This window comes from Devosia sp. (genome assembly GCF_036563435.1).
Classification (GTDB): domain Bacteria; phylum Pseudomonadota; class Alphaproteobacteria; order Rhizobiales; family Devosiaceae; genus Devosia.
In genome coordinates, this window is the sequence record NZ_DATCMJ010000015.1 from 1 (window position 1) to 26,234 (window position 26,234).

16 protein-coding genes are annotated in these 26,234 nt (G+C 57.8%); 12 read left to right on the forward strand and 4 right to left on the reverse strand.

Going from position 1 to position 26,234, the window contains the following annotated elements; all coding sequences use genetic code 11:
• The first annotated feature begins 702 nt into the window (after positions 1–702).
• The 3 genes from VIL88_RS18125 to VIL88_RS10920 all read left to right on the forward strand — a co-directional run bounded on the left by VIL88_RS18125 (position 703) and on the right by VIL88_RS10920 (position 1,945).
• Positions 703–960 carry a PilZ domain-containing protein gene (locus tag VIL88_RS18125; protein ID WP_414650130.1) on the forward strand — a complete coding sequence of 86 codons (258 nt, stop codon included), beginning with the start codon at positions 703–705 and terminating at the stop codon, positions 958–960.
• 218 nt (positions 961–1,178) lie between these two features.
• Positions 1,179–1,511 carry a hypothetical protein gene (locus VIL88_RS10915; RefSeq protein WP_331988687.1) on the forward strand — a complete coding sequence of 111 codons (333 nt, stop codon included), beginning with the start codon at positions 1,179–1,181 and terminating at the stop codon, positions 1,509–1,511.
• 197 nt (positions 1,512–1,708) lie between these two features.
• A complete protein-coding gene (locus tag VIL88_RS10920) occupies positions 1,709–1,945 on the forward strand; it encodes a hypothetical protein (RefSeq protein WP_331988689.1) in 237 nt (78 codons plus the stop codon).
• Positions 1,946–2,044: 99 nt separating this feature from the next.
• Here VIL88_RS10920 and VIL88_RS10925 read toward each other — a convergent pair whose 3' ends face one another.
• Complete coding sequence (locus VIL88_RS10925) at positions 2,045–2,695, reverse strand: hypothetical protein (RefSeq protein ID WP_331988691.1); 651 nt, start codon at positions 2,693–2,695, stop codon at positions 2,045–2,047.
• Positions 2,696–3,206: 511 nt separating this feature from the next.
• Here VIL88_RS10925 and VIL88_RS10930 point away from each other — a divergent pair.
• The 5 genes from VIL88_RS10930 to VIL88_RS10950 all read left to right on the forward strand — a co-directional run bounded on the left by VIL88_RS10930 (position 3,207) and on the right by VIL88_RS10950 (position 19,114).
• A complete protein-coding gene (locus VIL88_RS10930; protein ID WP_331988693.1) occupies positions 3,207–4,484 on the forward strand; it encodes a site-specific DNA-methyltransferase in 1,278 nt (425 codons plus the stop codon).
• Positions 4,481–4,915, forward strand: a complete 435-nt coding sequence (locus tag VIL88_RS10935; protein WP_331988695.1) for a hypothetical protein — start codon at positions 4,481–4,483, stop codon at positions 4,913–4,915. Before VIL88_RS10930 ends, VIL88_RS10935 begins: the two co-directional genes overlap by 4 nt.
• A gap of 978 nt (positions 4,916–5,893) precedes the next feature.
• Positions 5,894–16,051, forward strand: a complete 10,158-nt coding sequence (locus VIL88_RS10940; protein ID WP_331988697.1) for a LysM peptidoglycan-binding domain-containing protein — start codon at positions 5,894–5,896, stop codon at positions 16,049–16,051.
• A gap of 70 nt (positions 16,052–16,121) precedes the next feature.
• The gene (locus VIL88_RS10945) at positions 16,122–17,801 is read left to right on the forward strand and encodes a type I secretion system permease/ATPase (RefSeq protein ID WP_331988699.1); all 1,680 of its coding nucleotides are present in this window, start codon (positions 16,122–16,124) and stop codon (positions 17,799–17,801) included.
• Positions 17,801–19,114: an HlyD family type I secretion periplasmic adaptor subunit gene (locus VIL88_RS10950; RefSeq protein WP_331988701.1), complete on the forward strand. Its 1,314-nt coding sequence runs from the start codon at positions 17,801–17,803 to the stop codon at positions 19,112–19,114. Before VIL88_RS10945 ends, VIL88_RS10950 begins: the two co-directional genes overlap by 1 nt.
• Positions 19,115–19,212: 98 nt before the next feature.
• On the opposite strand, the gene VIL88_RS10955 is transcribed toward VIL88_RS10950, so the two are convergent.
• Complete coding sequence (locus VIL88_RS10955) at positions 19,213–20,556, reverse strand: calcium-binding protein (protein ID WP_331988703.1); 1,344 nt, start codon at positions 20,554–20,556, stop codon at positions 19,213–19,215.
• 1,103 nt (positions 20,557–21,659) lie between these two features.
• Between VIL88_RS10955 and VIL88_RS10960 the strand changes: the two genes are divergently transcribed.
• Positions 21,660–22,595: an esterase gene (locus tag VIL88_RS10960; RefSeq protein WP_331988705.1), complete on the forward strand. Its 936-nt coding sequence runs from the start codon at positions 21,660–21,662 to the stop codon at positions 22,593–22,595.
• 126 nt (positions 22,596–22,721) lie between these two features.
• Here the strand turns inward: VIL88_RS10960 and VIL88_RS10965 are convergent, their stop codons facing one another.
• Positions 22,722–23,312 carry a hypothetical protein gene (locus VIL88_RS10965; RefSeq protein ID WP_331988707.1) on the reverse strand — a complete coding sequence of 197 codons (591 nt, stop codon included), beginning with the start codon at positions 23,310–23,312 and terminating at the stop codon, positions 22,722–22,724.
• Between the two features lie 248 nt (positions 23,313–23,560).
• Between VIL88_RS10965 and VIL88_RS10970 the strand changes: the two genes are divergently transcribed.
• The gene (locus VIL88_RS10970; protein ID WP_331988709.1) at positions 23,561–23,929 is read left to right on the forward strand and encodes a DoxX family protein; all 369 of its coding nucleotides are present in this window, start codon (positions 23,561–23,563) and stop codon (positions 23,927–23,929) included.
• Positions 23,930–23,989: 60 nt separating this feature from the next.
• Entirely contained in the window at positions 23,990–24,493 is a 504-nt protein-coding gene (locus VIL88_RS10975; protein ID WP_331988711.1) for an HD domain-containing protein, read from the forward strand.
• Between the two features lie 3 nt (positions 24,494–24,496).
• On the opposite strand, the gene VIL88_RS10980 is transcribed toward VIL88_RS10975, so the two are convergent.
• Positions 24,497–25,327, reverse strand: coding sequence for an NADPH-dependent F420 reductase (locus VIL88_RS10980; protein ID WP_331988713.1), 831 nt, complete (start codon positions 25,325–25,327; stop codon positions 24,497–24,499).
• Between VIL88_RS10980 and VIL88_RS10985 the strand changes: the two genes are divergently transcribed.
• Positions 25,218–26,114: a LysR family transcriptional regulator gene (locus VIL88_RS10985; protein ID WP_331988715.1), complete on the forward strand. Its 897-nt coding sequence runs from the start codon at positions 25,218–25,220 to the stop codon at positions 26,112–26,114. The genes VIL88_RS10980 and VIL88_RS10985 overlap by 110 nt on opposite strands.
• Positions 26,115–26,234 lie beyond the last annotated feature (120 nt).

Below are 26,234 nucleotides of genomic sequence, written 5' to 3' on the forward strand. Positions count from 1 at the left end.
CCATCACCCCCAACGTTGACTCAGCCTTTCCACCCACTTTTATCACAAGTGGAGACGCTGATCCCCTGGAGCCTCAAGCTCGAACGCTCGCTGATCGACTTAGTGAGCTCAAAGTCCCCACCTCGGCTCTGTTCTTTTCACGGGGACAGAGGTTGAACCATGAGTATCAGTTCAACCTCGATACTCCTCAAGGCCAGCAGGCGCTGCGAGAGGCCACGTCATTTTTGCACGAGCACCTCCAGCCAGACCCATAGTCTCGGATGGACTCCAAAAAATGTGTTGCACCGGGCGCCGCCTCCCCGCCCACCAACCGATGTCAACTATGACCGGATAAGGTCGTTCGCAGACCAACCATTGCGGAGCGGAGCCGACCAAGGCCTTTGGTCCGCAAGGTGATGCGGTCACATCCATGCTCTGAGCTGGTCGGTGCGAGGACTTTCCTCCTCGGGAAACCATTTCCACAGGATACCTTTCTGAACCCTGCTCGAAACAATGTCAGAACTAAACTTTCGACGACGGCCTGTGAGATGTGGTGAAAAGTGTGACAGTCGAGATCGCTCGGATCATCGATGCTTGCAAACTGACTCACACACTGACCACATTTACAACCGGTGGCGGCTACCAATCCACCACCTCCTGACTGCTTAAAATTTAGCTAAACTTCAGCTCGGAACGAACCGTGCTTCACCTCCTTAACCGAGCATGACTACGAACCTGGCCGACCGCCGCCGACACCTCCGCACTGCAGTTCACCAGCGGGCGTTGGCCGTCCTGAACGACGGCGTGTGCCGCCTAGAAGCAACTGTGGTGGACGTCTCTATTGCGGGGGCGAAACTGGTGATAGACGAGGTCGAAGAATTGCCGGACGCGTTTTATATGTTGCTCCCAGACCATCGGTTACAGCCTTGCCGGTTGGTATGGCGCAGCGGCCGTTACGCTGGTGTTCGCTACGACGGATGACCGGCACCAAAGCGCCCTGACCGGCGTCCGAACAAATGACCCGACGCTTGCTTCGCATTGGTCGCCAATGAGCTTTTGCCTATGTAGCGCCCATGACCCTCGATAATTCACACCGAAGCTCGATTCACCAATGACCGGCTTTGCTGTTCTCTGAGCCGATAACTCTGATTAGAAGAAGCTGTTCAGCTCGCATTGGGCTAGCTGACAAGGGCTTACGCATGTTCAACCTAATCAAAGGCGCAACAGCCGCCTCTTTACTGCTTTTCACCACTCTCCCGGCTGCGGCGCAGAATGTTGAGTTCTCGCTCCTCAACAACAGTTCGCACACTCTGGAGTACCTCTATGTCGCGCCAAGCAACACGGATGAGTGGGGTGATGATTTACTGGGTGAGACTGGCGTTCTGGAAGCCGGCAGCGAAGCAACGGTGTTTATCGGTGACGGCTCTGATCAGTGCCTCTATGACCTGCGCTTCGAGACAGCTGAAGGTGCAGAACTCGATGTCTATGAAGTCAATATCTGCAAACTGAGCAGCTACACGCTCACCGATTAGAGCGGCGTAGGCGAGCCAAAATTAGCCCATCGGTCACCCCGGGGCGTCTTGTTGCGCTTATCCCGGTGCCGTGGCTTTATAGGCTAAGGCTTGGGAGGGTCAATGCTGAAGCTGAAGACGTACGAGTGGTGGGGGCTGATACTCGGAAGCATCGCCCTGCTAATGATTATTGCGCTGCTCTGGCCTGCGGTGCCCTAATGCGTGTGAACGTCTTCATCACGCGAGAGGATGGACAGTTCCTCAACAAGCTGCTCGTGCTGCCCGCGTCAGTTCAGTCCGTTATTCCAGAGCAGTTTAGAGGCGCGTGGGATTACTATGCTACCGTGGATAGTGGAGACGGCATGTTTGGCGACGTTGATGCCGTAACGGTTGAGGCGGCGATCGCCACCAGCGGCTTCGCGGTGGTGACTCCGAAGGTTGAAGATCGGCGGTAGTGATGAGCTTCTGAGCGTGGGAAGGTTCCGTTACGCAAGTAGTTGTAAGGCAAACGGCCCCCCACTCGGAGGGGCCGAAGCATGGCAGAAGTAAGTCGCTTATTCTGCGTCGTCGACGACGAGGATCAAATGACCTTCAGCTGACGTGGAGATCGACACGACGTCCTCCAAGGTGAAGTCACCTTCAGCATTGAGGGCGGCGTCAATCTCACCGCGCAGCCCAGAGTTGCTTTCGATAGCAATACGGAGATCGGCCATACCCGAGCCCTGGGCGGTCACTGCCTGGTCAAGAGCGTTTGCGTTCTCACCCGCATTGCCGCGAAGTTCCGAAAGGGTGACAACATCGATCTGCACATCCGAGCCTAAGCCCTCTATGTCGGCAGCCGTAGTGGTCGAAGTGTTCAGATCTGAGATGATCGAGCCGTAGTTCAACGAACCGTTCGCGGCAGCGGAGCCCGAGGCAGCGGCATTCAAACTGCCGTTCGAGCCGTTGTTCGATCCGCCGGCCGTTACACTGCCGTTTGCATTGGTGGAGCCGCTCGCGTTGGCACCTGTGCTCCCGCTCGAATTCCCCGAGGCGTTGGCGTTGGCGTTAGTTGATGCACCTGCATCTACGCTGGTGCTCCCGGCCTCAGCCGACACGCTGCCTGCGGCGTCAAGCGCACCGCCGGCGCTGACCTGAGCCAGGGCTGCGGTGGAAACGGAAGCCATAAGAGCGGTAGCTGCGAAAAGGGTGGTAAGGGTCTTCATCGAGGTTGTCCTCTATCTGCCCCCCGGCAGACCAGCACAACGTGAGATTGACCCGTTCGTTGCTGCCCGATGTGAGGTATTTCGTTGGCATTTTAGTGTTCTAGAGCCTTGCTCGTCTTTGTGATCAACGCACGACGGAAGGAACAGACGCCTACCTGTTACGACTACAAACTCCAAAGCACCTTAGCCCTGCCGAGCTACTCGGTGGGCTTTCTTAGGAAAGCGGAGCGAAGGGCTAATCCGCGCTCGCAATTTCTCGCTGAACAACGCCAGCGAAACGTGGACATCTCGCTTATCAAGCGCTGAGGCTAATGAGCCCACTAGCTGTCTGCTCTTGGGGATAGTTAAAGATCGTCCTTATGTCTGATAAGGGGTCGTAAGCTGCCGCCCAGACACTGCCCAAGTCCGGCCCTTGCAACTGAGCTACCATCTCCTTACGCACTCCTGCGCAGTTCCGAGCAAGAATGTCGAGCTTACAGAGGATTAGCACCGATGTTAGACTCTACACATTATGCAAACAACAGTCGCACAAAGCTGGCCAGCTGACCACGTCGAGCGGCGGACCGTCGCCGAACTCGTTCCGTATGCCCGTAACGCTCGGACACATTCTGCAGCCCAGGTTGACAAGATAGCGGCCTCGATCCGGGAGTGGGGCTGGACTAATCCTGTGCTCGTTGACGAGAGCGGCGGCATCATCGCTGGCCATGGGCGAGTCCTTGCCGCACAGAAGCTTGGCATCGAAGCGGTTCCAGTCATGGTCGCCATTGGCTGGACTGAAGCGCAGCGCCGCGCCTACGTCCTGGCCGATAATCGGCTGGCCCTTGATGCAGGATGGGACGAGGACCTGCTCCGGACCGAGCTTGCTGATCTTGGAGCACTGGGCTTCGACCTGCCGCTCACGGGCTTCTCCGCGGCAGAGCTGGGCAAGCTGATGCGCAGCGTGGCTGAAGGTGACGATGAGTTCATCCCGCCCGTTCCCAAGCAGCCGGTGAGCCGCCTGGGCGACGTGTGGATCCTCGGTGAGCACCGCATCATCTGCGGCGACAGTACCGATCCAGCTTGTGTTGCTGCACTGCTGGCAGACGCCAAGCCGCACCTGATGGTGACAGACCCACCCTATGGAGTGGCCTACGATCCAGAGTGGCGCAACCGGGCAGGGGTATCCACCACCGAGCGCCTGGGGAAGGTCCAGAACGATCATCGGGCCGACTGGCGCGAAGCTTGGGCGCTGTTCCCCGGAGAAGTGGCCTATGTCTGGCACGCCGGCATCTACGCCACTACCGTGGCCGAGAGCCTGCTGGCTTTCGGCTTTAGAATCCGCTCCCAAATCATCTGGGTAAAGCCTCGTCTAGTACTGAGCCGCGGACACTATCACTGGCAGCATGAACCGTGCTGGTATGCAGTAAGACAAGGCGCACAGGGGCACTGGCAGGGCTCACGAGACCAGACCACGATCTGGGCGATCGATGGCAAGGACGAAGACCAGGACACTAGCCACTCCACGCAGAAGCCGGTGGAGTGCATGGCCAGAGCAATCCGCAACAACAGCAGGGCAGGTGATGGCGTTTACGAGCCATTCAGTGGGTCAGGCACCAGCATCATTGCGGCCGAGATCGAGAAGCGGCACTGCTATGCAGTTGAACTGTCACCCGAGTACGTTGATGTCGCGGTGCTCCGCTGGCAGGGGTTCACCGGAAAAGTTGCGATGCTGGAGGAGGGCGGCGCAACATATGAGGATGTCGCGAAGCAGCGCGGCGTTTCCTTAGCCTCAGGTGAAGCTGCCCCATGACCTCTCGCGGCCGCCCATCTTTTCAGCCCACAGACAAGGACCGCCGTGTGGTCGAGATGATGGCGGGCTGGGCCATTCCCGAAGAACGTATTGCCAAGGTATTGAGCATTGATCCCAAGACACTGCGCAAGCACTTTGTCGAGGAGCTGGAAGTCGGCCACGCCAAGCTCGAAGCGCAGCTAGCGCAGAACCTGCTGCGCATAGCGCAAGGTCATGATCGACAGTCGCTGATCGCCACAATATTTGCACTCAAGAGCCGCTTCGGTTGGGTAGAGCAGCCGCCCCCGGCACGAGAGCAGCCATTGGGCAAGAAGGAGGCGATGCTTGATGCGGCACAACGCGCAGTTAGTGGGACATCGAGGTTTGCTCCTCCACGACCGCCCCCGAACTACCGCGGCGGTGGTACACCTGATGAGGAGATGACTAGCTAATAGCGGCATTTCACCTTGAGCGATGGGGTGATGTCGCTGTTCCTATGTCGAGGCATATCGGCAGGCGAACTTTGTCTACTGGTTCTGCTCAGTAAGTTGGTTCGGTTTGAGTGGCTAGACCTTCGAAAATGCTAGCGTCACATCGGGCAGCTCGATCGTCGCACCTCTACGCTGCAGGATAGATTCGACGTCGTTGAGTTCTGCAGTCGTGAAACCAACTACTCACGCTTAAAACTGCCTAACTGGGATCGGTACGGTGGTCTCTCTCGCAAATTCGACATTCGATCTCACCAGAGTATCTGCAACAGAAGAAGTTTTAGAGCCCAGAAAGGGATGTAAAAAACGAGCGCTGATATAAAAACAGCCGCACCCATGGCGTAGAATGGAAGCCTACTCATTTGCTCGCGAACGTAGGCAAACCTTACCGCTAAGAAAATAACAAAAGGCACGTAGATGCATATGAGATAAACTGCGTTAAACAGGTTCTCGAAATCTACTGAACTCATGGGCATTCTGTTATGAGACTAGAAACGACAGGTTCTTGTCCAAACAATTCGACATTCGCCACTATACGCCAACCTTCTTGAAGCGCTTCCCGCCAGCCTTGTCCCTCCTTGCATGTCGAAGCCACTATGGACGATCGGAATTCCGCCTCTTCGCGCTGGCTGGGCATTCGTCCGGGTTCCAGGTGCCATGTAAAGCTAAATACCTGCTGCTCGCAGTCAACATCAGAGCTGATCAAGTTCATTCCTGCTGGGATGTTTGACTGGTTCCGGTTTATCTCGTCTATCTTTTCTTCAAATTTTTCACAATAAACTAGAAGCTGGTCCTCTCTTGATTGTGCCTCTCGAACAGTCACAAATACTACACAAATAATAAAACAACATTTCCACATTTTGCGCCTTGCCAGAGTTTGGGAAGAGGAGGATGTTTAACAGATACGGTTGATGAGACCGGGGAGCAATGCTGGGGGAAGAAATGGCGGAAGAAAACGGTAACGACTCGGAACTTGATCATCCCGCCGTAGATCCTACGGCTGACGCGCTTGGTGGCCTAGGAGACTATTTAGCCGACTTGGTCCAGGGCTCGCCTGGAGCTCAGGTGGCCGTGCGAGCTGTCTATGGCTTGCCAGACAGGGTGCTGGACCTGGTGGACCTGCACGAATTCCTTGATCCCCAGACTTCAGCAAGAGATAGGTTTGGTATCGCGGGTGAGTTCGCTGGTGGCTTGCTGGGCGGAGCGGTTGGTGGCTTCATAGGAGGCGGGATCGGGCCAATTTCTGCAGCCGTGGGATCGGTCGCTGGCTCGGTGCGAGGTAGTGAACTCGGTGAGCGGGGGGGCCTTGCACTTTACGATCAAGGGGCTGTGGCAATACCGCGAGCTCAACAAGGTATCCTTTCGCTTCCCGGTCAGGTAAACGACGGTGCCTTCGGCCTCGTAGAGTCGCTAGTTGGTCCCAGCTTTCAGCTCGACCCAGATCATTGCTTCCATGGCGAAACACAAATCCTTGTCGCCGGAGGCGGCACAAAGCCGATTAAGGATGTCCGTATAGGGGATGTCGTTCTTGCTTTCGATCCTACCGATGGGGGCAAGGGGCCTCTGGTGGGACGAACGGTTGTGCGCTTGTTCCAGAACATCACGGACAGCTTCTACAAACTTGACGATGGTACGCTGGTCACCCCGGGACATTGGTATCTGAGCGCGGCCGGCGGTTTCGTTGAAGCTGCCAAAATGGTTGGAACCGGCCTCAACGCTGTGGACGGCAACGGACGCGAAGTTGCGGTTGATGGGCTACTGCTCAGCTACTCTGAGGAGACGGCTTCCCTCGCAGAGCAAGCAGAAGGCTTCTATCCCGCTACAATTGGCACATTAGCACTGGCGCCGGTCTACAAGAAAGGTTGGAAGACCTACAACTTCGAAGTCGAAGGTTTCCATACCTACGTTGCCGGTGGGCTGCGCGTTCACAATGCTTCTTATTTTGTTCAGAGCGGAAACACGCTGTCCCAGATCGCCGTTGACGCAGGTACCACGGTTAGTGCGCTCCTAGAGGCGAATCCCGGGATCAAGAACAGGGACATGATTTACGTCGATCAGCATCTGGAAATTCCGGATGGCCGTTCGGGTGGATCGGGCTCTGCGGGCAGCTCGGGCGGGTATACAATTCGGCCAGGCGATACGCTGTCTGAGATTGCCGCGAGCAACAATACCACAGTTAGCGCCCTGATGCAGGCGAATCCCGGAATCTCAGATTCAGATGAGATCTATGCCGGCGACACGATCGCGGTCCCGGGGGGGAGTGGCTCGTCCTCTCCATCTCAGACTGGAAGTTCTGGAGGGGGCTCATCTTCGTCACATCTTGGTGGCGGCACCTACACAATCGAGTCCGGCGACAGCCTTTCTGAGATCGCTCAGGCAAACGGCACCACCGTCGATGCTCTAGTCGAAGCCAATCCAGGGATCGATGACCCAGATGAGATCTACGCGGGTGACACGCTCAATATCGCGCCTATTCTGCTCGACCTAAATGGAAATGGCATAGAGCTCACCGAGATCGGCCGATCCAACAAGTTCGTAGATGTGGACGGAGACGGCAGGCAGCATCGAACGGCCTGGGCAGGGACTGGGGACGGCGTTCTGGTCCGCGACGCGAACAATGATGGCGTCATCAACCTCGCCCATGAAATAGACTTTGCGCAGTGGGATGCTTCGGCCACGTCCGACATGGAAGCGCTCCGCAATGCGTTTGATACCAATCGCAACGGCAAGCTTGATGCAGGCGACAGAGATTTCGCTCTCTTCAAAGTCATGGTGACTAATGCTGATGGTTCCTCGACACTCAAGACGCTGGGGGAGCTAGGGATCACCTCTATTGGCCTCATCTCCAACAACCAAGAGGTGCGGTTCAACGACGGCTCTGCCATCCAAGGAACAACCACGTTCGCGCGCAGCGATGGCACCACTGGAACGGCTGCCGACGCAGTGCTTGCGTACAACGCTGAGGGCTTTCTTGCTCAGCAGACGAGCACGTCTAATCCCGATGGGTCCACAACTACCGTCGTTACCGGTCTGAACGCAAACGGCGGCGTAGGCGAGGTTGTGACGACAGTGCTTAGCAGCAATGGGCTGACTAAGACCATATCTGTAGATACCGATGGGGACGGGATCACCGACAGCGTGATGACCGAAACTAAGGTGATTGAAAGCGACGGTTCCACTACTAGAACCAACTCCTATCACGACGGTTCAGGCACCTTGCTCCGCCGTTCTGAAACCACTCACACAAGTGCCGACGGCAAAGTAGTTACGATCAGTCGAGATTCTGATGGCTCCGGAACCAATGAAAGCTCTGAAACCCGGACTCAGCACGCTGATGGGGGTCTGACGCTCACCATCAGAGGAGTGAATCCAAACGGTAGTATTCGAGCTGAGTCCATCACCACAACCAGCGCCAATGGACTGTCTCAAGGTATACTGACCGACCTAGACGGTGACGGCGATGTCGATGCCAGCCTCATCACAACCACTGGTGTGGCAGGCAATGGCGACAGAATTGAAGTTGCAACCAACTCCAGCGGATCGGGGGCATCTGGACCTACCAAGGTTGGTCAGACCATCACAACCTATAGGGCCGACGGGAGCGGGAAGCTCGTCATCATAGACCGCGATGGCGACGGTGACGTCGACACTACCATCGATGATGTCATTCAGCGCCAGGCAGATGGAAGCTCCGTCACAACGAGCGTGGTGCGGAATGGCGATGGTTCGCTTCGCAGCCAGATGCAAACGAGCCTCAGCGCTGATGGAAACACCGAGACCATTAAGCGCGACTCTGATGGAGACGGAGTCTATGAGGTGTCCACCGTCAGCGCGACGACTGTGGATTCAACAGGGCCGGCGACTCGTACCGTCACAACCACTGCTGCCGACGGAACACTCACCAAACAGAGCGTCTCCACCTGGAGCGCGGACGGCCTGACGCGATCCACCGAGATTGACACAGACGGTGACGGCGTCGTCGACAAGATCCAGACCATTGAGACTATTGACGGCGAACCAGTCGAGACGGTGTTCTCCTATTCTCCTGACGGTACCGTGCTACTTACCGAAACCGTTCGGACAACAAGTGGAGGCGGGCTCACGAGCAACGGGGTCGGTGATACCAACGGCGATGGCATAGTCGATGTCCTTCTTACCGGTAGCGTCGTCGCCAATTCTGACGGGACCGCAACGCGCACCGATGTTGTCCGCACAGGTGACAACAGCGAGATCAAGAGAATTGTCACCAACTCCAGCGCGGACGGCCTTACCGTAACCACGCAAGAGTATCTCGCTGGTGAAGCCTCACCATATCGCACTATCTCTGCCAGCCGCGAAACAAACCCCGATGGATCTGTCGAACTGACATCGACGATCTTCGCCGGCGCTACTGCTGTGCAAACCGGCAAAATCATAACCACGACAAGTGCCGACAAGCTGACTGAAATTGAGTCACGCTACGTCGGCACAAACCTGCAGCCTTCCGAGGTTATCAAGACCGTAACCTCTGCTAGCGGCGAGCGGACCCGAACCGTCGAGACTTTCAGTCCTGATGGCTCAGTGCTGCTTTCGGCGCACACCTCGACAGCTGACGCAAACGGCGGGCATTCTAAGACCACGTGGGACGTAGACGCCAACGGTGTTGTCGACGCTTCTACTGTTGCCGACATGCAGATGAACACCGACGGATCTACGATCAGCACGGTCACAAGCTACGCCGGTGACGCGACCACAGCAGCTCAGAAGACGGGGCAGCTGGTCATTACTAGCAGCGCCAACGGGTTTTCAACCGTCACCAGAGAAGATGAGGACGGAGACGGCAATTTCGACACCATGGTGGAGAAGGCGACCACGCTCAATGCTGACGGCTCAAAGACTACCACAGCCACAACATACAATGGTGACGGCTCGATCCAAACAGGGAAGGTCGTTACTGAGGTAAGTGACGACGGCCTAGCCAAGTCCATCTCAACCTACTTGGGCGACGCATGTGACCCGGAGACGGTCTCCACCGCCAAAACTGAGCTGGGCAGTGACGGCTCCGTGGTCGATACTGGCGAGGTTTACAACACTGATGGTAGCCTGCGCAGCTCAACGGTAACCACTACCAGCGGCAACGGATTGGTGAAAACCACGTCCTACGATTTCGAGGGCGATGGCATTGTTGACCATAAGATCACTAGCACGACGCAGTCTGCTGGAGGAAAGACTGTTGTCTCCGAGACCTTCAACGAAAGCGGGACATTAACCTCCCGCTCTACTGAGACCACTGACAGTTCGGGTCTTCTGGTGACGACCGTTACCGATCTCGACGGCAACGGCACCACGGACCGTGGCCAAACCAGGCAAACTGTGGCCTCTGCCGATGGGTCGAGCACCGTGACCGAGACGGACACCGACGCATCTGGAGCAGTGATAGGGCGTCGTGTCATCACCACGAGCTCTAACGGCATGAATGTAACGACGCAGATCGATGGCGCGGGAACTGGGGACTTCACTCGCACCAATTCGCAAACCAAAACCGTGAATGCAGATGGCACTATCACGGAGACCGTCTCCAATTTTGACGCAGCAGGGGCGCTACACGACAAGCATGTGCGCATCACCTCTGCTGATGGGAATTCTGCAACAACAACAATCGACCTAAACGGCGATGGTGTGACAGATCAGACGATCGTCCAGGCACAAGCAAACAACGGCACAACCTCCTCGTCATTCATGGACGGCCCCGTGCAGTCCGCTGGAGGTCGCCAGTACGGCGCCGGCGGAGGACGATACGACACTCTCAGTTCCAACGGCCTTGTTCGGACGACGCGTCTTGACGCGAACGGAGATGGTTTAGCTGAGAGACAAACTGTAGCAACGACTGAGCTCCGCGCGGATGGTAGCCGCAGTACACTCGTGGTGCGCTCTGACCTATCGGGTGGTGTCGCTAGTTCAGCCGACCCAATCTACACAGCGACAACCACTGAAACCTCCACAACCACTACGAGTGCCGACGGTTGGACGACTAACTATGCTTGGGACCTGAACGGCGATGGCCGCGACGATCGCTCCGGCACCTCAGACACTACGTTCAATCCTGACGGTTCCACCACTGAGACGATCTGCTTGTTTGACAACGGCAAGCTCTCAAGCAAAACGGTTGTTACTGTAAGCAGCGACGAACTTACGACGACGACCCAGCGGGATTCCCGCGGGACAGGAACCTTTGACGAGGTGCTGACGCAGACGACGACGCGATCGTCGGCAGGGGAGCTGACAGTCACCGCGGTAACAACTAACGCAGCTGGCGTGGTACTTTCTCGGACAATAACGACCGTCAGTGCTGATGGACGGATTGAGACGATTGAAAAGGACCTCGACGGCTGTGATGGTTTCGAAGAAACGACCCGTGCAGAGGTCGAGACGTTGGCTGATGGGTCGACGGTTCGCAATGAGAAGACCTTCAACTCCGCCGGTGTACTGCTCAGCAGCGCCGTCACTGAACGTAGTGCAGATGGTCGCATCACCAAGATCAGCCATGATAGCGACGGTGATGGCGCGCTAAATCAGGTTCGTGTTGTGACTGTTCATGAGGACGGCTCGTCAACAACCAGCGTGAGTGACTACAAGGCAAACGGAACTCTAGCATCCACAGAGACCGTCAGCACAAGTTGGGATGGTCTGCATCAGACCCGCTCAAGCGATTTCGACGCTGATGGAGATGTGGACGAGAGCAGCAACTTCGACATCGTTTCTAAGGCGGACGGCTCTCGCGAAGAGGTGCTTAGCACCTTCAGAGCAGGTGCACTGTATGAGAAAGTCCGGGTTACGACGTCTGCGGAAGGGCAGGTTAAGACAGAGACCGATGTGAATGGTGACGGCAGCTTTGATAAGAGCAGTCTGTCCAAGGTAAACATCGATGGATCCGTCACCACAACGTTCACGTCAAATGCGACGGCACAAGCAAAGGGAGAGGAGTTAGGCTACACCGCCTGGTCATCCGAAAGTGCAGCTTCCAACGCCACTGTTGCTGCCGCCAGCACGGCTGTACTTGATGCAGACGGCTACAGTGGAAGTGTTTCTGCCGACTATGACGGCGACGGTCTCTTCGAACACAGTCGCTCCTGGGTCAGGCATCTCGACGGCTCTATGACCGTCCAAATCGTTGAAAAGCGCCATGACGGTACGGTCATGGCCGCTGGTACGATAACGGTGAGCGCTGATGGGCAGACTTCATCGCTTAGCAAAGACATCGGCAACAACGGTTCCATTGACGAGACGCAGGTTTCTGAGCTCTCCAGCGATGGGCGCATCAGGAAAACTGTAACCACCTACAACTCTGATGGAACAGTACGTGGTAGCTCAACAATCGTCATCGCCGCCAATGGTGAGCAGGAGCTGCTGCATACCGCAGGGGCAGCCGGGAATGACTCGCTAGTCGGAACCAACACCTCCGACGTCCTGATCGGCGCTGCCGGAGCAGACACCCTATCAGGTGGAGCCGCCGACGACATCTTGATTGGCGGGCTCGGTGCCGATGCTCTCTACGGAGGTGATGGCCTGGACATCGCGTCCTACGAGAACGCCGCCAGCTTCGTTCACGTCCATACTGGCAACCCGAGCAGCAACGCCGGTGAGGCTGCTGGCGACACGCACCACTCTATCGAGGGGCTGCGGGGTAGTGCCTTTGCTGACGAGCTAATCTTGGTCACCGCTGATGGGCGGATGTACGGCGGCTCGGGCGACGACGTGCTCACCTTCGTCGGCAGCCATGTCCAAATGCACGGTGAGGCGGGCAGCGATAGCCTCCACGCTGGCAATGGCAATGACGACCTTTATGGCGGCTCAGAAGACGATGTGCTGATCGGCTATAACGGTGACGACTTCTTGGATGGTGGCAGCGGCGTCGATTGGATGGTTGGCGGTGCCGGCAACGATACCTATGTCGTTGAGCGGGCCACTGACTCAACCGTCGAATACGCCGGTGAGGGCACGGACACTGTTCTTTCGTCGATCACACTGACGCTCGCGGCTCACGTAGAGAATCTGGTGCTCACCGGTCAGCAGGCAATTAACGGCACTGGCAACAGCCTGAACAATGTTCTCTCCGGAAATGCTAGTGCGAACACTCTCACAGGCGGCGGTGGCAACGACACGCTTATCGGGGGCTATGGCGCTGATCGGATGGTGGGCGGTACCGGCAACGACACTTATTATGTCGAAAGCGCCGGCGACATTGTTGTTGAAGCATCTGGCGAGGGTACGGACCACGTGCACACCGCCATTGGTTACACGTTGGGCAGCAATCTCGAGCATCTCACGCTCACTGGCACCAGCGCGATCAACGGCACTGGCAATACGTTAAACAATACCATCACCGGCAATGCTGCCGCGAACGTGCTTTCGGGGGGCAGCGGTAACGATGCACTTAGTGGCGGTGGCGGCGATGACGTTCTGATCGGTGGCCTGGGCGCAGACGCAATCAACGGCGGCGAGGGACTTGATTTTGCCTCGTACGAGAATGCCACCGCTGGTGTTTACGCACACACTGGCCAGCCGAGTTCTAACGCTGGAGAGGCGGCTGGAGACACCTACAGCTCCATAGAAGGGCTTCGTGGAAGTGCATTCGCGGACGACCTTATCGTCACAGTCGACAATGGCCGGATTCATGGGGGTGGGGGTGACGACTATCTAACCTTCGTTGGCCTTAACGGCGAGCTGCATGGCGACATCGGCAATGACGAACTTCATGCAGGCAGCGGCAACGATAGGCTGTTCGGGGGCACCGGAAATGACGATGTCATAGCCTATGGGGGCAACGATCACCTGGACGGCGGGACAGGTGTCGACTGGATGGTAGGCGGCACCGGTGACGACACTTACGTCGTCGACGATGCTGCGGACTCCGTCATCGAAGCAGCCAATGAAGGCATAGACAATGTTCGCGCTGGCCTCACTCACACGCTAGCGGCAAACGTTGAGAATCTGGTGCTCACCGGTGCGGCTGCCATCAACGGCACTGGCAACGGTTTGGACAACGTGCTGACAGGCAACACTGCGGCCAATGTGCTGACGGGTGGGGCTGGCAATGACATGCTTGACGGGGGCTTGGGCAACGACACGCTGGTGGGTGGAACGGGTAACGACACGTACATCGTTGATGCCGTCGGGGATGTGGTCACCGAGGCCGCAAGTCAGGGCACCGATCTGGTGCGTTCTGCAATAACTTACACTCTCGGCGGGAATGTTGAAAACCTCACACTTACTGGGTCATCGGCGACCAACGGCACCGGCAACAGCCTCAACAACGTGCTCACTGGTAACGGCGTAGCCAACGTCCTAACCGGCGGGGCCGGCAATGACATGCTCGATGGTGGGGAAGGTAGTGACACGCTCGTAGGCGGAACCGGCGACGACACCTACATCGTTGATAGCGCTGGGGACATCGTCAATGAACTGGCCAATGAAGGAAATGACCTGGTCAAGTCTGCAGTTACCTACGCCCTTGGCGCCAATCTCGAAAACCTGACGCTAACTGGTTCCAAAGCCATAAACGGTACGGGCAATGCCGCAGCCAACACCTTGACCGGTAATGGCAGTGACAACCTACTGAACGGTGGCGCTGGCGCCGACACCATGATTGGCGGCGGCGGCAATGACATCTACGTCGTGGACAATAGCGGAGACTCTGTTGTGGAGGCCGCTGGCTGCGGCACGGATTTGGTGCGTACTGCGGCGTCGTACACGCTTGGCTCCAACGTTGAAAACTTAACGCTGACCGGATCTGCCGCGGTAAACGGCACCGGCAATGGTCTTGACAACGTGCTGACGGGCAACACCGCAGCAAACGTGCTCAACGGCGGCGCAGGTAACGATACACTAGACGGCGGGGCGGGGAATGACACCCTGATCGGTGGAGCTGGCGACGACACTTACACAGTGGACTCCGCCGGTGACGCGGTGACGGAGTCAGCCAGCCAGGGCACGGACACTGTTCAATCCTCCATCACCTACTCCCTGGGTAGCAATCTCGAGAACCTGACTCTAACCGGTGGTATGGCGATCAACGGAACCGGCAACACGCTAAACAATGTTCTGGTTGGTAACTTCGCCGCCAACCTCCTGACGGGCGGTGCGGGCAATGACACCTTAGACGGCAATGCTGGCAACGATACCCTGATTGGTGGGACCGGGGACGACACCTATGTCGTGGACACGACAGGTGACCAAGTTACTGAACTTGCCGGTCAAGGTGCTGATACCGTTCAGTCGACGATCAGTTATGTGCTCGGTTCCAACGTGGAAAATCTCACGCTGCTCGGCACCGCCGACCTGACTGCTACGGGCAATAGCTTGGCAAATATCCTTGTGGGCAACGACGGAAACAATGTGTTCAGGGGAGGCGGCGGAACTGACACCTATTACGGCGGCGAAGGTATCGATACGGTCAGCTTTGCCGATGCCGCCGAAGGTATCTCGTTCCACAGGAACGAACACCCGAGCACCTATACCGGCGAAGCATACAACGAGTACGCGTACTCCATCGAAGTCGTCATCGGCACCAACTTCGCAGATAACATGACGGTTATCGATGACTGCATTACCGTCTACGGCGGCGGCGGCGACGATCACCTAAATACTTGGGGCGAAGGTGGTTTCTACTACGGCGAAGCTGGCCATGATACGCTCTGGGGCGACAATGGAGTCGACCACCTGGATGGCGGAAACGACAACGACCTCATCGAGGGCTACGGTGGCTGCGACATCTTAATCGGCGGACACGGAGCCGATGAATTATACGGCGGCGATGATGCTGATCGACTTGACGGCGGTGTTGGCTTCGACTGGCTCGTTGGTGGGTTCGGAGACGATACGTTTGTCTTTGCGTCCGGTTCTGGAGAGGACACGATAGCCGACTTCACAGTACATGCCGGCGGTAGCAGCGGGGATGTCATTGAGCTTCAAGGGCAGACTATGACAACGTTCGCGGCCGTCATGGCCGGTGCTACGGAGTGGAACGGCAACACTTATCTCCACCTAGATGGTGGCGCCGAAGTTGCACTCAACGGAGTCACAATGTCCCAGCTAAGCGCCGATGACTTCAGGTTCGTCTAACCTGATGAATAAGGCCTCTCTACCTGCGAATTCTGCTCAGCGGGCCCACGGGCCCGCTCCTGATCAAATTGTGCCTGCGCCGCCGCTCATAGCCTTGTGCGTCGTTAGCCTGATCTCGAATTTGCTCATGCTTACTGGCCCGCTTTTCATGTTGCAGGTCTACGATCGAGTGTTAGCCAGCCAGTCGCTGCCGACACTGACAGTGCTCACGATTTTAGTCTGTGCGCTCTACGGCTTCTATGCCTTCATCGAGGCACTGCGGGCTCGCATGGCAACTCGCTTTGGCAATCTCATTGAGCGTTCGATCGGCAAGCGACTGCTAGCCGCTGCGGTCCACCTGCGGCTAATCGCCGGAGGACCAGCCAACGCTGATCCTGTCCGTGACGGTGATGCGCTTCGTCAATTCGTCAGCGGCAGCGGCCCCATGGCCTTGATGGATTTGCCTTGGCTTCCGGTTTATCTTGCACTCGTATTCCTGTTCCACCCGCTCCTGGGGTGGTTTGCCACCGGCGGTGCTATTGTCATCACGCTTCTGATGATCGTCAATGAGGCTGCGGCTCGTCGTCCCTCTCGGGAGGCGAACATGGCGTCGGCCATTCGCCAGCGGCAAGGAGACGACATCCGGAGCAATGCCGAGGCCGTCGTTGCCATGGGGATGCTGGCGGACATGCAGGCACTTTGGCAGACCTCAACCGGCAAGTTGTTGGACGTTCAGCGCGTTGCCGCAGATCGCGCTGCCTTCTTTGCTTCGCTGACGAAAGGTTTCCGATTTCTGCTGCAGTCGGCGGTTCTGGCTCTCGGGGCCTATTTGGTTATCCAGGGAGAGATGACAGGCGGCTTGATGATCGCCGCGTCGGTGGTCACGTCGCGAGCGTTGGCGCCAGTGGAGCAGATCGTCGGGCAATGGCGGAGTTTCGTCGGCGCCAGGCAGTCCTACGGCCGCATCCGAAAAATACTGGCTGCATTGCCCTCGCAAGACCGTGACACAAGATTGCCACTGCCGAAATCTTCTTTGGTCATCCGTCAGTTGGCTACCGCTCCTCAAGGCGCCAAGGCGATGCCGCTCTCTGGGGTGACCTTCAGCCTCGAAGCGGGTGAAGCTGTCGGTGTGCTTGGTCCTTCGGGGTCGGGTAAGTCTTCATTGGTGCGGGCTCTTGTGGGTGTCTGGCCTGCTCAGGCCGGAGAGGTTCGACTGGATGGCGCGCTCTTGAGCCACTACGATGTTTCGCAGATTGGAAGTATCATTGGATACCTTCCGCAGCGCGTGGAGCTGTTCCAGGGTACGGTCGCACAGAACATTGCTCGCTTCCGTCAGGATGCTACCAGTGAGCAGATCATCGAAGCTGCCCGAGCGGCTAACATCAATGACCTGATAAATGCGCTGCCCAATGGATACGATACGCAAGTGGGTGAACAAGGCGACCTGCTCTCCGCGGGGCAGCGGCAGCGTGTCGGTCTGGCTCGCGCGTTGTTCGGCCAACCGTTTCTTGTCGTGCTGGATGAGCCCAATTCAAATCTGGATGCGGAGGGCGATGCGTCGCTCTCTGACGCTATCCATCAGGTGCGTGGCCGCGGCGGCATTGCCGTCGTCGTCGCACATCGGCCGAGTGCCATCGCAGCCGTGGACAAGCTTTTGTTCCTGAAGGGCGGACGGCAGGTCACATTCGGTCCCAAGAACGAGGTCCTGCAGCAGATCACTCAGCCCGCGACTGGCGACAACGTGCGCAACATCAAGGTGCCGGTGGCTTGATGAGTGACGTGCTGACCTTCGACGACCGCAGAAGCCTTAGCCGGCACAGCTGGGTAGGGGTGTTCGCGATCTTTGGCCTTTTCGGCGGATTCGCTTACTGGGCGTCCACTGTTGAGATCGCAGGTGCCGTTGTTGCATCTGGCTCAGTTGTTGTGGAGTCGTTCCCAAAGCGGGTTCAGCACCAGGAGGGCGGGATCGTCTCCGCCATCATGGTTCGCAACGAGGAACGTGTTGAAGCTGGCCAGACATTGGTTCAACTGGATGCCACTGGAATAGCCGCCAATCTTACGGTCCTTGAGAGTCAGTGGCGCGAGGCTCTGGTTCGCGAGGCTCGACTCCTCGCAGAAATCGAAGGGAATGCCACTTTCCGATTACCCTCTGCTCTGGCCGACCTCTCGACGGAGGAGGAAGTGATCTCATTGCTGAGCATTGAGACACAAGTGTTCGCTGCGCGCCAAACCGCGCAACGGGGCAGGGCCGCTCAACTCAGTGAACAGATCGCCCAATTGGATACGCAAATTGCCGGGCTGACAATGCAGCAGGCCGCCGTTGATCAACAGCTTGCCATTCTGAATGATGAGATTGTGGACTTAGAAGCCCTTCGGGCAGATGGGCTGGTGGAAAGCAGCCGCGTGACGACGCTTAACAAGCAACGTGCGCAGCTGGAGGGCGAGCGTGGCCAACTGATTTCCGTTGTTGCTGGCGCCAAGGCCACGATCTCGGAGCGCCGGCTGCAGATCGCTCAACTCGATGACGATTTCTTAGCTGAGGCGCTCGAGCAGCTACAGGCGGCGCGGCGAACAATCGCGGACACAGGCGAGCAGATCCGCGCCACGCGTGACAGGCTGACCCGTACAGAAATCAAGGCACCTCAGGCAGGGGTTGTACATGAATCCACAGTTCACACGATCGGGGGTGTGATCAGCGCTGGCGAAACACTCATGCAAATCGTTCCTCAGGACGACGCGTTGATGGTAACGGTGCAGCTGAGCCCCATGGATGTAGATCGGGTGAGCGTTGGACAGGATGCGACGTTAAGGTTGTCTGGCTTAGACCTGGGGGAGACTCCCGAGCTGACTGCAGAAGTCGCGGCAGTGGCGCCCAACGTGACTCAGGATCCCACCACCGGGCTGCAGTTTTACTCTGCGCGAATACTTATTCCGGAAGGCGAGCTATCGCGTTTACCAACTCCGGAGCTTCTGGTGCCGGGAATGCCGGTGGAGGTCTTCATCAAGACCGACGAACGGACGGTCCTGTCCTATCTGGTACAGCCGTTTGCTGATCAGCTAAACAGAGCCATGCGAGAAGACTAGAATAGTATGCCGGGAGTTCCGCTCGCAGTTGTTCACGAATTTATCACGGCTTATCGGACTGGTGACAAGCGAGACGCTGCGAGTGGAGATACAACTCTTTAGAAGAAGCGATAATCGCCTTGTTCGATCTGGCTCGTCCCATCGGCCATCTGGACAAGTATGAGCCCAGAGTTGCTTTGCTCCAGCGGATCATCAACCTTATAAACTTGGAGTAGTCCGCTTGGGTCTGCATTATGATCGAAGGTCAGGGTGGCCTCTTGGCTAAAGCCAAAGAAACTCAGGAAGTCCTGCTCGCCTGAGCCCGAGTTTCCTGCAGCATGGAAGTCGATGATGTGATCCATTCGACCGTTGTGGTCTGAAGGATCTGCGATGTCGCCGGCGGCGAAAATGAAGGTATCGTTCCCCGCGCCGCCCTGCATACGATCGACGCCTTTGCCGCCGGTCAACTTGTCTCGCCCGAGTTCGCCATGAAGGAGGTCGTCTCCGGCGCCGCCATTGAGTGAATCGTTGAAACCGCTGCCGAACAGATTGTCATCACCAGCCTTGGCAGCAACCATGATACCATCGTTGTAGTCATGATACCGCACGGTATCAGCGTCGCCGGTCAACGCCGTATATGTTGACCTACCAGAAGGCGGAGCGACATTGATGGTAATGGTGGCTAGCTCAATGTAGCCGAGACCCTCCGTGGCGCGCACAGTAAAGCTATCGGAGCCTACGAAAGCAGCGTCCGGCTGGTAGTTGAACTGGTTGTTGTTCCAAAAGCCGGCATGGTAGTGAGGACTGCCGATATAATTGCCCTGATAAAACGGGTAGGGATTGCCTGAAATTTCGGTGTCGAGGTTCAGTGTGCCATGGGCAGGCCCACCAACTATTTCGAAACTCGAAAGATCGTAGTCTGCATCGCTTGCAGTAAATCCAATGTCGTACCCTGATTGCCCTGCAGTCATGTGGATCTTGAGGTCAGACACCTCCGGCAGGTCATTCTTGAATGCATCAGGTTGGGAGTTGCCTTGGCTAACGATGATCTGATGCTCACCAAATTGGGTGTTTTCGCCACTCCCGTAGGGGGTGGCTCCATTCCATGTGACCACGACATCATCCGGGCTCTCTGCCTCTACAGATATGATCTGAGCTGAAAGATAGGCTGCCTCATCGGACAATGTTCGGATGTGATTACCGGCATTGTCAAAGATGTACGTATCGATCGCGGTGTTGAGCTCGTATTTCCCGTCGTGGGTCAATCCCGTGATGGCGAAGAAGCCATCAAACGTGTGCACGGAAGCGAGCTCGACCCAGCCGAAGAAGTAATCAGGCAGGGCACCGAAAGGGTCAGAGACGCTCCCGTCTGGAGACGTCAGGGTGAAGTAGAAGGCGCTGTGAGGCATGGTTCCATCACTTGGAAGGACCTTCAGTTCGCTACCGTTGCTCAGAGTTGGCATAACGTTCCTCGGCTAGTTTGACTGGCGGGTACGACACTGCACGTGGGGAGAGGCTAGCAGCCAATGAAGTTCGACCCAACTCGGACTGGGCAGGTCAGGGGCGGGCGGAATGCATGGCCTCATCTATGAAGGCGCCGCGCTCGCGGGGCTTAGTCATCTTGTTGTCGCTACCCGCACTTTTCTACTCAGATTGGCAGGTGACATTCGCACCGACCACGGCGCGACGTGAAGGGGTTCCGTCTTTTGAGCAGGCACTTGCAGAGGCCAAGCGTTGGTTTTTCAGCTCAGCAATCACGGCCTGGGCCGCAGATCCTAAGCCGATACGGTGTGAGCAGCATCTGGTCGTCTGCCCAATACTAGGTGCCTTCAGTGTGGCCCTCGGTATGCAGGACAACGTAGAATTGAAACGGCTGAGCGTTTCCCGATCAGTCTTTGAAAGCCGTCCTTTGATCGTGAACTACCAAATCATCTCGAGGTTCGGGAACATGGTGGTTTCAGACTTCAACGGGCAGCATTTAAGCCAGTTCGTCCGCGATGTTCTTGAGGCACCTGCAAAGCGCGGCAACCAGCAAGTAGGAGCGCGGCTCTCAGTAAACAGTCTCACCGACGAGGAACTGAGAAAGCGTAGGAAGACAGTCAACTGCTCATTGGCGTGTTGCGCGCTGCGTTGTTCTCGAAACCACGTAAGGGACCCTGAGCGCTCTTCGGAGTGGTCTACAAATCACAAACCGATCCAGCGCACATGATAGTAGGGGGTGGAGCCAGACAGATGGCGGCTCTACCTGCTGATCCCGTAATCATATCCAGACAGAGCGATCCTAAGCATGATGAGGTCTGGTACAGGTCCTGAAACGCTGAAGGAGCCCCGACGCGTGCGCTTCAGTATGGAGTCCTTCGCGCGAGTTCTTACGACCTGTTTTAGGTGACGATGGCATTGTGCAATGTCGAAGTCAGAAGGCGGAAGGATTGTAAGTTTCATTCGGCTGTACCTGTGGACTCGCGGGCTTTTTACACAGTGCAACGGAGAATGTTAGGTGCTAGGTAATCTTCCTCCGCCATCCCCCAGGAGCGTTTGGTTCCACCGAGCGGAGGAGCGGCACACTATGCGCCATCTTTATACCACGCTGGGCAGGATGGGATCGGACCAGCTGGGGATGATCCTGCCGCATGAGCATGTCTTCGTTGATCTGCGCACTCCTGACCAGCCAGGCTATGCCGAAGCTGATGTCGATGATGTCCTGGCGCTCATGGTCCCACAGATCGAGGCTATCAAGGCGCTTGGAGTGACGGCATTGGTCGAGTGCTCGACCGGCGGGGTCGGTCGCCGAGCGGACCTCGATTTAGCTGTCAGCCAAGCCACTAATTTCCCGATCGTTGTACCGACCGGCAACTATCGCGAACCTTGGATCCCGGATTGGGTGCGCGACGCGACCGAAGATCAGCTTTACCAATGGATGCGCGATGAGCTTGTCGAAAGCATTGAAGACACGGGATTTCAAGCTGGGTGGATCAAGCTCAGCGCTGGCGACGATGGAATAACCACTCTCGAGGGACGTATCCTCCGCGCGGCAGTACGCGCCGCCGTCGAGACGGACGCATTGATCGGCAGCCACACCATTCGCGGCTCTGTAGTGATGGATCAGCTCGATATCATCGAAGCCGAAGGGGGCTCACCTCGACGCTTCGTATCGATCCACACGCAGGCGGAGCCGGATTTCGGCCTCCATCGCGCGGTAGCTGGGCGCGGCGCCTGGATCGAGTACGACAATATCGGTTCGGTTCCTGTAAAGGAAAGCGCCGACCTGGTCTTGCGTGCGCTTGACGCTGATCTCGGCAAGCAACTTCTGATCAGTCACGATCGCGGCTGGTATGACCCGGCACAGCACAAGGGTGGGGTCCCCAAGCCCTATACCGTAGTGAGCACCGAGTTGATCCCGCTACTCAGGGAGCGGGGGGTCCCAGAGGATACGCTGCTCCAGCTCTTCCATCGCAACCCTTTCGATGCCTTCTCCCGACGTGAGATCCCACGGAGCTCCTGACGAACCGTGGGTTCCTTGCCCGCTCCGGCGGTTGTATTCGAGAGCGGTCGGCGCGCCGTCTAGTCCTTTAGAAACAGAAACGGCCCCTCACGTGGAGGGGCCGAAGCGTGTCCAGCTCCAAGGCGGCTATTCTTCGTCATCTACCACAAGGGTCAAGTGACCTTCGGCGGAGGTGGAGATCGATACGATGTCATCCATGGTGAAGTCGCCTTCGGCACTAAGGGCCGCGTCAATTTCGCCCTGGAGCTCCGAATTGCTTTCGATCGCAGCCCGGAGATCGGCCATGCCCGAGCCCTGTGCGCTCAGCGCCTGGTCGAGAGCACTGGCGTTCTCACCGGCATTCCCGCGCAGATCGGAAAGAGTGATCACGTCGATCTGTACGTCCGTCCTCAGAGCTTCGATATCAGCCGCAGTAGTGGTCGAAGTGTTAAGGTCGGAGATGATCATGCCGTAGTTCAGCGTAGCGTCCGCCCCGGTCGCCGTCGAAGCGGCTGCGTTGAGGTTGCCGTTCGAGCCGCTAGCATTTGTGCTGGAGTTGCTCGACGCATTGGCATTCGCGTTGGTTGATGCGCCAGCATCGACGTTGGTGCTCCCAGCATCGACGGACACGCCGCCTGATGCGTCAAGAGCGCCGCCCGCGCTGACCTGGGCCAGCGCTGCAGTTGAAACAGAAGCCATGAGCGCGGTAGCTGCGAAAAGGGTGGTCAGGGTCTTCATTGAAGTTCTCCTCGATCTGCCCCCCGGCAGACCAGCACAACGAGGGGTAGAGTCGTTCGTTGCTGCCCGATGTGAGGTATTATAGTGGCCTTTTAGCGAACCGTTTTAGCTGGACAATTTTGCGGGCTTGGGGACGGACGCCGCCATCTAGCGACAGTTTCAGCTGATCGCAGGTTGTAAGTTCACGATTGTCGAAAGAACCAACAGCCGTTCGTTGCGGTGGCGTAGAGTAACGAAGGACGGGACAAATGATTATTGCAGGCTGGGTCATGTCGGCCCTGGTGACACTGTTTCTGTTGGGTGCGTCGGCAGCGCCCAAGCTCATGGGATCGCAGCTGGCGGTCGATCCGCTGACGGTGGTGGGCTGGCCGACCAAATACATGATGCTGATCGGCGTTATCGAGGTGGTCTGCGCCATTCTCTTCATCGTGCCCAAAACAGCGCTTTTGGGAGCGGTGCTGCTGACGGCGCTGCTGGGTGCCGCGCTGGCAGCGAACCTGCGAGTGGATAATCCGCTGTTCAGCCACACGCTCTTCAGCATTTATCTCGGCGTCTTCGCCTGGGTGGCACTTTGGCTGCGTGAGCCCAAGATCCGAGGTGTATTCCCGTTCGTCTAGGGGAACGGCGGGCGCCGGCGCATCGTTGGCGGAATACAGGCTAGCGACAGGAACGTCTCGATGGAGCCTTTGGAAGACCGCGCGCATGCTTTTGCAGCGGCGGCGCATGGGTCCATCGACCAGCGCCGCAAGTATACGGGCGAACCCTATATCGTGCATCCCGTTGCAGTGGCGGCGCTGGTGCGCAGCGTGCCGCATACGCCGGAAATGGTCGCGGCAGCCTATCTCCACGACGTGGTGGAGGACACGCCGGTCACGATCAAGGAGATCGAGCAGGAGTTCGGCCTTGAGGTTGCCGAGCTCGTTGGCTGGCTGACTGACGTATCGAGACCCGGAGATGGCAACCGGCGGGTGCGCAAGCACAAGGACCTTCTCCATTCCGCTGCGGCGCCGCCTGCGGCCAAGACGATCAAGATCGCGGATCTCATCGACAATACGAAATCCATCCGTGCGCATGATCCTTCCTTCTGGAAGGTGTATCGCCGCGAAAAGATGGCCCTCCTTGACGTGCTCAAGGAGGGCGATCCGACGCTGTGGAAGCAGGCCTATAGCCAAGCTCGATAGCAGCTAGAGAGTCTGCCAGGCCGGTGCGATGGAAGTCCCCTTGCCCAAGCCGTAGCCGAAGCGGATGTTGAGCATGCCGAGTGGCTCCAGCAGGCGGGCGGCATCCAGCGTACCTGTCTTCTCAACGGCAAAGCCGGCAGCGGCTACCAGCTGTTCGACCGCCGCGACGGCGGCTTCGTCATTGCCAGCGAGGAACACTGGAGTAGCCACCGTTGCCGCGGCAGGAAGGTCAAACAGACTGGCGAAGATGGTGTTGAAGGCCTTGACCACGCGCGCCGCCGGTGCCGCCGATTGCAGTTCCTCGGCGGCCGAGGTCGTGTGGCCAATGGTCAGGCCAGAAAAATCCGGCGTGATGGGATTGCTGATGTCCACGAGGATCTTGCCGGCAAGCTGATGTTCCAGGACGAAATCCTTGGCGGCGGCAAACGGCAGGGCGAGCACGATGACATCGGCCTGAGCCACGGCGGCCGGGATGTCGAGCACCTCGGGGCCAGCGGGCAGGGTAGCGGCGAAGGCGCGCGTCGCATCCTGGTCCCGGCTCGCGAGCACGAGCTTGGTCTTGCCGGCGAAGCGCTTTGCGATGCCCTTGCCCATGTTGCCCAGGCCGATGATTGCAGTGGTGGTCATGTCTGTCTCCTGTTGTGCGAGTGACTGGTCTATGCACCCGCCGGGAAGGGACGAGAATTGATTGAATTGTCTGTTCTCTATTGCGTATAGGTATCGAATGGCAGACCTAGACGATCTTCGAACCTTTGCCCTAGCCGCGAGACTAGGCAGCTTTGCTCGCGCTGCGCGACAGTTGAACGTGTCCCCGGCTATGGTCGGACGCCGCATCCAGGGGCTGGAGCAGCGCTATCAGCTAAAGCTGATCGAGCGCACCACACGTAGCCAGCACCTGACGGAGCAGGGGCGACTGTTCTTGACCAAGGTCGAGGCTGTGCTTGAGGCTGCGGAAGCGCTCGGGGAACTGTCCGAAACAGGGACCCTCTCGGGGCGCATTCGCCTGACGGCCCCGACAATGATCGGCGTTACCCGCCTGCCCACGCTCCTTGCCGCCTTCAGTGCCCAACATCCTGGCGTGATTTTCGAAACCAGCCTCAGTAACCGGCGCGTTGACCTCGTCTCCGAAGGGTTCGATCTCGCCATTCGGGTAGGGGCGTTGCCAAGCTCGGGACTGGTGGCTCGCCGCATCGGCACCTACCGCTTCGCCTGCTGTGCCGCACCCGAGTTCCTGCGCAGGCATGGGCCGCTCGTGCACCCGTACCAGCTGGCACAGGCCCGGTGCGTGCTCAATCTCAACCTCGTACCGCGCAATCGCTGGCCCTTTGTCGGCCCGGAGGGCGAGGAGATCACCGTGACGGTGGGTGGCGGCATCGAGATCGACTACGATGAGGCGCAGCGCATGCTGGCCGTCGATGGCGCCGGTGTCGTCTACCTGCCGCTGGACCTTGTCGCCGATGACCTAGCGGCCGGCCGCCTGGTGGGGCTGTTTCCCGACTGGCGCATGCCGAGCATGCCCATCCATAGCGTGCAACCCTCCCGATCCCTGGTGCCGCGACGGATCGGGACCTTTGTCGAGATGCTGACGACGGAGTTTCGGCGAAGCTATCCGGAAGAGTGAGCAGCCTCACTCGGGACCGGTTGTCGGCTGCCGAAGACGAAGCGCAATCGGATAAAAGCAGGTCTGATATCACCGCTCCCCGTCCAAACAGACGGGGACAGGCTCTTGCGCTTCATGGTG

What these genes read in the sequence shown, in the direction of transcription:
- VIL88_RS10965 (WP_331988707.1), bottom strand. Translation starts at nt 23,312, where the DNA reads ATGAAGACCCTGACCACCCTTTTCGCAGCTACCGCGCTCATGGCTTCT.
- VIL88_RS10920 (WP_331988689.1), top strand. Translation starts at nt 1,709, where the DNA reads ATGCGTGTGAACGTCTTCATCACGCGAGAGGATGGACAGTTCCTCAAC.
- VIL88_RS10935 (WP_331988695.1), top strand. Translation starts at nt 4,481, where the DNA reads ATGACCTCTCGCGGCCGCCCATCTTTTCAGCCCACAGACAAGGACCGC.
- VIL88_RS10975 (WP_331988711.1), top strand. Translation starts at nt 23,990, where the DNA reads ATGGAGCCTTTGGAAGACCGCGCGCATGCTTTTGCAGCGGCGGCGCAT.
- VIL88_RS18125 (WP_414650130.1), top strand. Translation starts at nt 703, where the DNA reads ATGACTACGAACCTGGCCGACCGCCGCCGACACCTCCGCACTGCAGTT.
- VIL88_RS10985 (WP_331988715.1), top strand. Translation starts at nt 25,218, where the DNA reads ATGGCAGACCTAGACGATCTTCGAACCTTTGCCCTAGCCGCGAGACTA.
- VIL88_RS10980 (WP_331988713.1), bottom strand. Translation starts at nt 25,327, where the DNA reads ATGCGGCGTCCGACCATAGCCGGGGACACGTTCAACTGTCGCGCAGCG.
- VIL88_RS10970 (WP_331988709.1), top strand. Translation starts at nt 23,561, where the DNA reads ATGATTATTGCAGGCTGGGTCATGTCGGCCCTGGTGACACTGTTTCTG.
- VIL88_RS10960 (WP_331988705.1), top strand. Translation starts at nt 21,660, where the DNA reads ATGCGCCATCTTTATACCACGCTGGGCAGGATGGGATCGGACCAGCTG.
- VIL88_RS10925 (WP_331988691.1), bottom strand. Translation starts at nt 2,695, where the DNA reads ATGAAGACCCTTACCACCCTTTTCGCAGCTACCGCTCTTATGGCTTCC.
- VIL88_RS10930 (WP_331988693.1), top strand. Translation starts at nt 3,207, where the DNA reads ATGCAAACAACAGTCGCACAAAGCTGGCCAGCTGACCACGTCGAGCGG.
- VIL88_RS10915 (WP_331988687.1), top strand. Translation starts at nt 1,179, where the DNA reads ATGTTCAACCTAATCAAAGGCGCAACAGCCGCCTCTTTACTGCTTTTC.
- VIL88_RS10955 (WP_331988703.1), bottom strand. Translation starts at nt 20,556, where the DNA reads ATGCCAACTCTGAGCAACGGTAGCGAACTGAAGGTCCTTCCAAGTGAT.
- VIL88_RS10950 (WP_331988701.1), top strand. Translation starts at nt 17,801, where the DNA reads ATGAGTGACGTGCTGACCTTCGACGACCGCAGAAGCCTTAGCCGGCAC.
- VIL88_RS10940 (WP_331988697.1), top strand. Translation starts at nt 5,894, where the DNA reads ATGGCGGAAGAAAACGGTAACGACTCGGAACTTGATCATCCCGCCGTA.